Source organism: Clostridium sp., from assembly GCF_016650035.1.
In the GTDB taxonomy this organism is placed as follows: Bacteria; Bacillota; Clostridia; order Clostridiales; family Clostridiaceae; genus Clostridium_AD.
In genome coordinates this window covers 1-9162 of the sequence record NZ_JAENWM010000119.1, presented here as the reverse complement: position 1 = coordinate 9162, position 9162 = coordinate 1, and the positions used below count along the sequence as shown (strand labels likewise).

9 protein-coding genes, 1 tRNA gene and 1 other annotated feature are annotated in these 9162 nt (G+C 31.6%); of the genes, 1 reads left to right on the top strand and 9 read right to left on the bottom strand.

Features of this window, described 5'->3' with window-relative positions; translation table 11 throughout:
• The first annotated feature begins 260 nt into the window (after positions 1–260).
• Positions 261–749: a thioredoxin family protein gene (locus JJD95_RS18465; RefSeq protein WP_291644713.1), complete on the top strand. Its 489-nt coding sequence runs from the start codon at positions 261–263 to the stop codon at positions 747–749.
• 93 nt (positions 750–842) lie between these two features.
• On the opposite strand, the gene nth is transcribed toward JJD95_RS18465, so the two are convergent.
• From nth to JJD95_RS18420, 9 genes are all read right to left on the bottom strand, one after another.
• The gene (gene nth / locus JJD95_RS18460) at positions 843–1502 is read right to left on the bottom strand and encodes an endonuclease III (protein WP_291644711.1); all 660 of its coding nucleotides are present in this window, start codon (positions 1500–1502) and stop codon (positions 843–845) included.
• Positions 1499–2458 (bottom strand): L-threonine 3-dehydrogenase, encoded by a 960-nt coding sequence (locus tag JJD95_RS18455; RefSeq protein WP_291644710.1) that lies wholly within the window; start codon positions 2456–2458, stop codon positions 1499–1501. Before JJD95_RS18455 ends, nth begins: the two co-directional genes overlap by 4 nt.
• Before the next feature lie 57 nt (positions 2459–2515).
• Positions 2516–3709 carry a glycine C-acetyltransferase gene (locus JJD95_RS18450; RefSeq protein ID WP_291644708.1) on the bottom strand — a complete coding sequence of 398 codons (1194 nt, stop codon included), beginning with the start codon at positions 3707–3709 and terminating at the stop codon, positions 2516–2518.
• A gap of 315 nt (positions 3710–4024) precedes the next feature.
• Positions 4025–4729: a 1-acyl-sn-glycerol-3-phosphate acyltransferase gene (locus tag JJD95_RS18445; RefSeq protein WP_291644705.1), complete on the bottom strand. Its 705-nt coding sequence runs from the start codon at positions 4727–4729 to the stop codon at positions 4025–4027.
• 39 nt (positions 4730–4768) lie between these two features.
• Positions 4769–5761 carry a tRNA epoxyqueuosine(34) reductase QueG gene (queG, locus tag JJD95_RS18440; RefSeq protein WP_291644703.1) on the bottom strand — a complete coding sequence of 331 codons (993 nt, stop codon included), beginning with the start codon at positions 5759–5761 and terminating at the stop codon, positions 4769–4771.
• Between the two features lie 14 nt (positions 5762–5775).
• On the bottom strand, positions 5776–6360 hold the full coding sequence (gene epsC, locus JJD95_RS18435) for a serine O-acetyltransferase EpsC (protein ID WP_291644701.1): 585 nt from the start codon (positions 6358–6360) through the stop codon (positions 5776–5778).
• A gap of 29 nt (positions 6361–6389) precedes the next feature.
• On the bottom strand, positions 6390–7301 hold the full coding sequence (gene cysK, locus JJD95_RS18430; protein ID WP_291644699.1) for a cysteine synthase A: 912 nt from the start codon (positions 7299–7301) through the stop codon (positions 6390–6392).
• 109 nt (positions 7302–7410) lie between these two features.
• Positions 7411–7657, bottom strand: a binding site (T-box leader).
• Between the two features lie 129 nt (positions 7658–7786).
• Positions 7787–8788 (bottom strand): NAD(P)/FAD-dependent oxidoreductase, encoded by a 1002-nt coding sequence (locus JJD95_RS18425; RefSeq protein ID WP_291644698.1) that lies wholly within the window; start codon positions 8786–8788, stop codon positions 7787–7789.
• Between the two features lie 100 nt (positions 8789–8888).
• A tRNA-Trp gene (locus tag JJD95_RS18420) sits at positions 8889–8964 on the bottom strand.
• Between the last annotated feature and the right edge of the window lie 198 nt (positions 8965–9162).

Below are 9162 nucleotides of genomic sequence, written 5' to 3'. Positions count from 1 at the left end.
GAATTTAAGAAACTTATTAGAAAACAGTATAACTATATAAAGAAAATTGCAAAAGAAGGATTTTATTAAAAAACAAGCTTCACAACATTGATGTGGAGCTTGTTTTTTAGGATACGGTAGGTGTTCCATCGCTTACGTATAGATAACGTGTAAGCTATACTATACCCATAATATATAATGTACATTAACTAATTTGCAATAATTATTATTGAATGGTAAAATTATAATTAATAATTTTACAGAAAGTAGGGATATTAATTATGATAAACTTATCAGATGGCACAACTTTTGAAGCTTATTTAGAACAATCAAAACTTAAATATGGTGATGTTCAACTTACTGCTTACAATTCTACTAATATTTCTTTAATAACTAAAGAATCTCTAAAAAGCTTAACTTCTACTGTTAATGTAGCAGTCTTTTCTGAAGGATACTGTCCTGATTGTATTGTTACCTTACCATTCATTAAGAGAATGGCAGAAGAAAACAAAAACATAAACTTATATTGTTTTCCTAAAACTGGTTATGAAAATTTTTTAGAGGAATGCACTGGTGATGCTAGAATTCCAACTATTATAACTTTTGATAGTAAGATGAATCCTAAAGGCGCCTACGTAGAGTTTCCTAAAAGAATGTTAGATAAAATGGCTCCATTAAAAATCGAAGAAAAGAAAAACTTAATTAATGATTATAGACAAGGAAAATATAATTACATGATTGAAGAAGAACTTTTAGACATACTACTATAAATAATCTTCAAAAAATAAACACCCTTAATATTATACAAATATTAAAGGTGTTTATTTTTTAATTCTCAAACTTTGAACTAAAACGTAGCGAGTCTAGACAATCTTTTGAGTTTTATTAAAATTACTTTTACCATTTAAAAATTCACAATAAGGCGCTATAGGGCACTCCTGGCAATTAGGCTTCCTAGCTTTACATATTTTTCTTCCATGCCAAATAATATAATGATGGGCATCACTCCACATTTTTTTAGGAATATTTTTCATAAGCTCTTGTTCTACCTCTTCTACGTTTTTCCCTGAGGCAAGACCAATTCGTTTTGAAACTCTAAAAACGTGAGTATCTACAGCTATAGCAGGAATACCAAAAGCATTAGATAGTACAACATTAGCAGTTTTTCTACCTACACCGTTAAGCTCTGTTAATTCCTCCATAGTGCTCGGCACTTGTCCATTATGTTTTTCTAATATAGTTTTTGTAGCCCCTAAGATATTTTTACTCTTATTATTATAAAATCCACAACTTTTAATTTTTTCTCCTAGTTCCACCTGGGATAAAGTAATCATAGCTCCTGGCGTATTATACTTCGTGTATAGCTCTTTTGTAACAATATTTACTCGCTCATCTGTGCATTGTGCTGATAGTATGGTAGAAACTAAAAGTTCATAATGATTTGTAAAATCAAGACCACACTTCGCTCCGGCATACGTATCATTAAGAATTTCTAGAACTACTTTGATGTTTTTTTTATTCATTTAGTACCTATTCCTTTAGCTCTTAACTTTTGGAGCATATCAATAGTCATTTTTGCTAAATCATATTTAGCGTCAAATCCCCACTCTTCCTTAGCACAAGTTGGATCAATTGAATTTGGCCATGAATCAGCAATTCCTTGTCTTTCTGGATCTACATCATAATCCATTTTAAATCCAGGTATATGTTTTTTTATTTCATCAGCTATTTCTTCTGGTCCAAAACTCATAGCCGCAATATTAAATGCATTCCTATGAATTAATTTTGATGCATCAGCTTCCATTAAATCAATTATTGCATTTATTGCATCTGGCATATACATCATATCCATTTTTGTTCCTTTAGCAATAAAAGAAGTATATTTACCTGACTTTAATGCTTCATAATATATATCCACAGCATAATCAGTCGTTCCTCCTCCTGGAAGAACCTCATAAGAAATTAACCCTGGGAAACGTACTCCTCTTGTATCAACTCCAAACTTTTTAAAGTAATAATCACATAACAATTCTCCAGCAACTTTATTTACACCATACATAGTTGTGGGCCTTTGTATTGTATCTTGAGGAGTATTATCTTTAGGTGTAGTTGGTCCAAATGCGCCTATAGAACTCGGTGTAAAGAACGAAAGTTTAAGTTCTCTAGCAACTTCTAAAGCATTTACAAGCCCACCCATATTTATATTCCAAGCAAGAAGTGGTTTTATTTCCGCAGTTGCTGATAATAAAGCTGCTAAATGAATAAGTGTATCTATTTCATGTTTTTTACAAAGCAGAAGCATACTTTTATGATCAGTTACATCTAATAACTCAAAAGGTCCTGAAGTAACCACTGGGCTACCCTCTAGTTTTCTTAAATCTGTAGCTATTACATTATCATTACCATAAACTTCTCTCATCTTCATTACTAGTTCTGAACCTATTTGTCCTAAGGCTCCTGTCACCAATATTTTTTTCATCCTATTCCCTCCATATCTAATAAATGTCTTATATCACTAAATAGCTCAGTAATGTTTTTATTTTATTATTTTCATTTCTCTACCGATTTTTGCATAAATAGCTAGTGATTGGTCTAACATTTCTTTTGTATGAGCTGCTGTAGGCATATTTCTTACTCTTCCAGTTCCTTTTCTAACCGTTGGGAATACTATTGATTTTGCGTAAACCCCTTCTTCAAAAAGTCGTTTACTAAATTCTTGTGTTTTAACTTCATCGCCTATTATACATGGAGTAATTGGAGTTTCACTATTTCCAATATCAAACCCAAGCTCTTTTAACCCCTTCTTCAAATAATCAGCATTTTCCCAAAGTTTATCATTTAACTCAGTACTTTCTGTAAGAATATTAATAGCTTCTATAGCCGCACCTGCTGATCCAGGAGTTAGTGATGTTGAGAATAAGAATGGTCTAGCCCGAACCATGAGCCAATCAATTAAATCCTTTGTTCCGGCTACATATCCGCCTACAACTCCAATTGCCTTTGATAGTGTTCCAATTTGAAAATCTATTTTATCTGATAAGTTAAAGTGATGTACAGTACCCGTACCTTTGCCAAGTACTCCTGAACCATGAGCATCATCTACATATGTTATTAAGTCAAACTCCTCTGCTATCTTAACAATTTCTGGAAGCTTTGCAATATCTCCATCCATAGAGAATACACCATCAGTAATTACCATGATTTTTTCATATAAACCTGATTCTACTGCTTCTTTTGCCTTATTTCTTAAATCCACCATATCAGCGTGTTCCACTCTTATAATTTTTGCACCGGATAATCTACACCCATCTATTATTGATGCGTGATTTAATGAATCCGAAAGAATTGCGTCTTTTTTACTCATTACTGCTGAGATTGCACCCATATTACAATTGAATCCTGACTGAAATGCAATAGCTGCCTCTGTATGTTTAAATTTAGCAAGTTTTTGTTCTAAATCTGTATGAATTTCCAAAGTACCATTAATTGTTCTAACCGCACCTGCTCCTGCACCATATTTCTTAGTTGCGGAAGTTGTAGCTTCAATAAGTCTAGGATTAGTTGCAAGACCTAAATAATTGTTCGAAGAAAGATTGATTAATTTTTTATCTCCTATTGTAATAATGGGTCCATTGGGACTTTTCAATACATTTATTTCATTATATAAACCTTTACTTTTTAAATCTTCTAAATTTTCTTTTAAGTATTTCCCTAGCATTTTGCTTCCCATAATAACATACCTCCAACCTTTTATTTTGTAAATCCCTATAATTTTATATCAAAATTTTATATTTAATCACAATTCTATTATATCTCACTTAGGTACAAAATACTTATTATAATTATAAATTCCATCATAATTTATTGTATATGTTATTTGTACATGCTTTAGAACTGACAAAAATCTAAATAAAAAGGATTTATTTCTTTTATTATGTTAAATTAATGAAATTTTGAATTCTTTTTTTTAACAATTTAATATTCTTAAATCCTAATAAAAAAAACAAGATTTCAGCTTCCAAGCCAAAAATCTTGTTTATTTACATTACTCCAAATATACCCCTCTATACTTCTCTGGTAACAGTATAGCGATACTACACATTACATCATGCATAACTCTATCGTGATACTGGTTTTTATCTTCATCTTCACCTTTACTTGGAAGTATAATAGGATCACCAACATTAATATTTACATCTGCATGATGAAATCTTTCAGAAGCCATGTCACCATTTTCATTAATGGGTAGTAATTGTTCTGTTCCCCATATTCCTATTGGAAGTATTGTTGCCTTTGATAATTTAGCCATTAACAAAAGACCCTTTTTGCCCTCTATCATCTTCCCATTTCTACTCCTGGTTCCTTCTGGAAAAATCATAATGTTATTACCTTGTTTTAGTGTATTAATAATTTTTGATATAGCTTCCTTATCTGCAGAATTGGGTTTTATATTTATAGTCTTAGCCACATGAAACCCTAGTTTGGTAAGCTTATTATCTGTTAATTTTACACCGGCAATAAAAGTTACATTATTATCCTTTAATAGTTTATTCATAATTATACCATCCGCATTACTTAAATGATTGCATATGAAAATTATAGGAGATTTTGTTTCATTAATTTTCTCCATTCCATAAGTTTTTATATTTGCATATTTATTAATATACGTGTCTAGCAATCTTTTAGCTATAAACGTTACAGTCTTGTCCGGTAAAAAGTCTATTATTTTTAATAACCCTTTCGAAATCATCAAAATTCCACCTTTCATAAAAAAATCCTTATAAAATTATTATAGTTTGAAAATCTTTAAAAGTCTATAATAATAATCTCTTATATAAGGAGATGTATCCTTCTCCATAGTTTTAATTTTAACTTTTCCAATAGAAATAGCATTAATAAGTGCATTTCTTTTAAGAATATTTTTACCTCTCCAGCCGCAAGAAGTTATTTTATATTTCTCTTTAAATTCTTGATTATTAGTTGCCATTAACGCTTTAAGGTTATTGCATTTCATATGTTCATAAGGCTTGAACTCACTAAGAGCACTAAACCTTATTCCACTGTTATATGGGCAGGCTTCCTGACAAGTATCACAACCAAATAATCTACCATTTAATTTTTCAAACCAAAAATCCTCTATATCTTTTTTTTGAGTTATATAAGCTAGACAAATATTCGAATTATTATTTATTCCAAGTGTTCCCTCAACTATAGAACTTGTAGGACACGCGTTCAAACATCTGTTACAATCACCGCATTTTGTCATAACTTTTTTATCAGGCAGCATTATTAAATCCGTTATAATTTCTCCTAAAAAAACATAGGATCCGTACTTTTCTGTTATCAGTGAGTTATTTTTTCCTATGAATCCCACCCCACTGCTGCATGCAATGTATCTCTCCGGTAGCGCATTGCTATCCACAAAACTCATGGCTTTACCACCTATAGACTCAATAAATTTACAAATTTTATTCATATAATCCGTTGTTACAACATGATAATCTCTTCCAAGCGTATATTTAGAAAAATGAGCACCTTTATTAAAATCCGAATTATATAGATATGGAAACACTATAGAAATTATAGTTTTTCCTTCTTTCATATATAAAAAAGGATTTATTCTCTTATCTATACTGTGCTCCTCAAACTGATTTTCCAGCCCTAGTTTTTTTCTTTTCTCAAAATAAGGATTTAGCTCATGATAAATTCTACATTCGCTAAATCCTATTGTGTCCAAACCTTGTTTTTTACAAAACTCTATTATTTCTTCCTTAATACTCATATTGTCAGTCCTTTTTATATTATCATATCATTGTAGATTCTTTTAGTGTTCCCTAAATAATCCTTAATCTCTATTATAGTTACAGTTTTTCCAAAAATCTCTCTAGCTGGAATACCTACAGCAGTTGACTTAGCTAATACATCTTTAAGAACTACAGCATTGGCTCCGATTTTACTACCAGCTCCTATCCTAATTGGCCCCAAAATCTTTGCACCAGTGCCCACAACAACATCATTCTCTATAGTAGGATGTCTCTTACCTTTATCCTTACCTGTTCCACCTAGTGTAACTCCTTGATACAATGTTACATTATCCCCTATTTCTGTAGTTTCTCCGATAACTACTCCCATTCCATGGTCTATAAATAATCTTTTCCCTATTGTAGCTCCTGGGTGAATTTCTATTCCAGTGAAGAATCTAGCTGTTTGAGATAAAGCCCTGGATATAAAATAAATTTTATGCTTATATAAAAAATGAGCTATTCTATATAATATTATAGCATGAATAGACGGATATAATAATATTACTTCAATCCAGTTATTTGCTGCTGGATCTTTGTCTAGTATATTTTTAATTTCATATTTTAGTATTTTATACATATGATCCGCCCCCTACAAATCCCGCGATTTTAATTATAAATCCCCATGGAAATATATTTTTCTCCTCCATCAGGTGAAACAGTAACAACCTTTTTACCCTTGCCTAATCGTTTAGCAATTTTTATGGCTGCCGCAATATTTGCACCTGTTGAGATTCCAACGAGTACTCCTTCTTCTTTAGCCATTAGTTTTGCCATTTCGAAAGCCTCTTCATCAGATATTTTCATTATTTCATCAACTAAACTACTATCATAAATATCTGGTGTGAATCCTGCACCTATTCCTTGTATTTTATGTGAACCCGGTTCTCCCCCTGATAATACAGGAGATTTTTCTGGTTCAACCGCAACTACTTTAATATCTTTATTAATTTCTTTGAGTCTTTTCCCTACCCCAGTAATTGTTCCACCAGTACCTACTCCTGCCACAAAAACGTCGACGTCTTCTACATCACTAATAATTTCTTCTGCAGTAGTAGCATAATGTTTTTCTGGATTCGCTAAATTAATAAATTGTTGTGGTATAAAAAAGCTAGGCTTTCCTTCTGATATTTCCTTCGCCTTATTTATAGCACCCTTCATGCCTTTTGTTCCATCTGTAAGCACAAGTTGTGCTCCATATGCCATAATCAAATTTCGTCTTTCAACACTCATAGTATCTGGCAGAACAATTATTACCTCATATCCTTTAATTCTTCCAATCATAGCCAAAGCTATCCCAGTATTTCCGCTTGTTGGCTCAACTATAGTATATCCATCTTTTAATAATCCCAGATTTTCAGCTTTTTCTATCATCCCAAGAGCCGCCCTATCTTTTATGCTTCCAGCTGGATTAAATTTCTCTAGTTTCACAAATATATCGGCCATGTTACCCTCAACTAGTTTATTTAATTTTAAAATCGGTGTTGCTCCTATCATATCTAAAACACTGTTATACATCATAATAATATCCCTCCAAATTTATAATTAATAATTCATCTTTAAATATCTATTTATACATCTCTAATATATTATTTTAAATATTTTTGGGTACAAAAAAAACTCCCTCTATTTTAGAGACGAAGTTTTGCTTCGTGGTCCCACTCTAATTCATAACCACTTTAGTGATTATAAAGCCACTTTTTCGAGCACAGCGCTATGCTCTATCACAATAACGGGCGAATCCCGATGCAGCCTACTGTATTCGGTGCATAACTCCAAAGGGCACTTCATATAAGTTTTTCATAAGAGTCTTCTCAGCTTTAGACTCCCGCTCTGTATGCTCTTCTTATATTACTTTCCTTCTTCTAAGTATTTCCTAGTATTTTAGTATGAATTACTTTTACTTTATTATATTATATTCCCAGTATTATAATATGTCAATACTTTTTTTATTTCTGCCCTATTATAATACAAATAAATTTTCTATAAAAAACTGCTAGAATAAACTAACAGTTAAAACCTCCAAACCCTCCTGCGTAATTTTTTAAGTATTGTGAGATACTAATGCCTACGCTAAGACTTTGCTTTACTACGTTTTCTGAAGTATCATACCCATAAGCTACATTCCCACATGCGAAGATCCCATCTATATTAGTTTGTGAATTTTCATTTAATTTAATTTGACCCGTTAACGAATTAATTAATATTTTTGCTTTAAGTGCTAGTTCATTATCAGGATATACATCTACAGATAAAAGTAGTGCATCACAGGTCATATATTCTTCACTGCCTTTAATAACTTCATTATTATTATCCAGCTTTACCAATGTAACACCCTTAATCCTATTTTTCCCTTCAATAGCAACTATCTTATGCTTTGTTCGTAATGGTATATTAAAGTCACTAAGGAAAACGCCTAGTCTTTTATCAGTTGCATCGATAAAATCATTACTTTCAACTATTGCTATAACATTAGCTCCTTCTATTGAAAGCCGGCTTGCCATTCTTAATGCAATATCTCCTGTACCTAATATGACTACTTTTTTTCCTGGTATATATCCTTCAATATTTATAAACTTTTGCGCTGTACCTACAGTGTATATACCCGCACATCTACTACCCGGTATATTTAAAAATCCTCTTGGTCTCTCTCTAACACCTGTAGCAATTATTATAGCTTTAGCTTTTATTTTAAAGGTTCCATCCTTAGCATTAACTGCATTAACTTCTTTATGATGACTTAAATTCAATGCAGTGGTATTCAATTTGTAGGAAATATTTAGTTCACTTACTTTATCTGTAAGCTTTTGTGCAAATTCCGGGCCTGTCAAATCTTCACCAAAAATATTCATGCCAAATCCATTTTGAATACATTGATTTAAATTTCCCCCGAGTTCATCCTCTCTTTCTAAAATCAAGATTTTACTATCATAATGTTCTTTAGCTGAAATGGCAGCTGTAAGACCTGCTGGCCCACCGCCAATTACTACTATGTCATATTGCTGCATTTCATAGCCTCCAGTGTTATAGTATTAATTTTTAACAATCCATTATGAAGTATATAAAATATACGCAAAAACCTGTGAAAATAATTTCACAGGTTTTGTTTGGCAGGGGTAGTAGGACTCGAACCTACAACCAATGGTTTTGGAGACCACTACTCTACCAACTGAGCTATACCCCTAAAATACATCCAAATTATATCATGTATTTTTAAGTAATGCAAGTTTTTTTTAATTTTAACAGAGCTGAAGCATGATTTTTTTTAAAAGCACTAATTTAACTTAAAATTATAAATTACTATTACTATTTGTGATTCGCAGATTTTTTTATATAATATTGCTGATAAAATAAGTTTCAATTCATTTTCATAGTTCACTTT

Bases quoted from the DNA above. Each gene is read 5' to 3' on its own strand.
- JJD95_RS18465 (WP_291644713.1), top strand. From the start codon at position 261: ATGATAAACTTATCAGATGGCACAACTTTTGAAGCTTATTTAGAACAA.
- nth (WP_291644711.1), bottom strand. From the start codon at position 1,502: ATGAATAAAAAAAACATCAAAGTAGTTCTAGAAATTCTTAATGATACG.
- JJD95_RS18455 (WP_291644710.1), bottom strand. From the start codon at position 2,458: ATGAAAAAAATATTGGTGACAGGAGCCTTAGGACAAATAGGTTCAGAA.
- JJD95_RS18450 (WP_291644708.1), bottom strand. From the start codon at position 3,709: ATGGGAAGCAAAATGCTAGGGAAATACTTAAAAGAAAATTTAGAAGAT.
- JJD95_RS18445 (WP_291644705.1), bottom strand. From the start codon at position 4,729: ATGATTTCGAAAGGGTTATTAAAAATAATAGACTTTTTACCGGACAAG.
- queG (WP_291644703.1), bottom strand. From the start codon at position 5,761: ATGAGTATTAAGGAAGAAATAATAGAGTTTTGTAAAAAACAAGGTTTG.
- epsC (WP_291644701.1), bottom strand. From the start codon at position 6,360: ATGTATAAAATACTAAAATATGAAATTAAAAATATACTAGACAAAGAT.
- cysK (WP_291644699.1), bottom strand. From the start codon at position 7,301: ATGATGTATAACAGTGTTTTAGATATGATAGGAGCAACACCGATTTTA.
- JJD95_RS18425 (WP_291644698.1), bottom strand. From the start codon at position 8,788: ATGCAGCAATATGACATAGTAGTAATTGGCGGTGGGCCAGCAGGTCTT.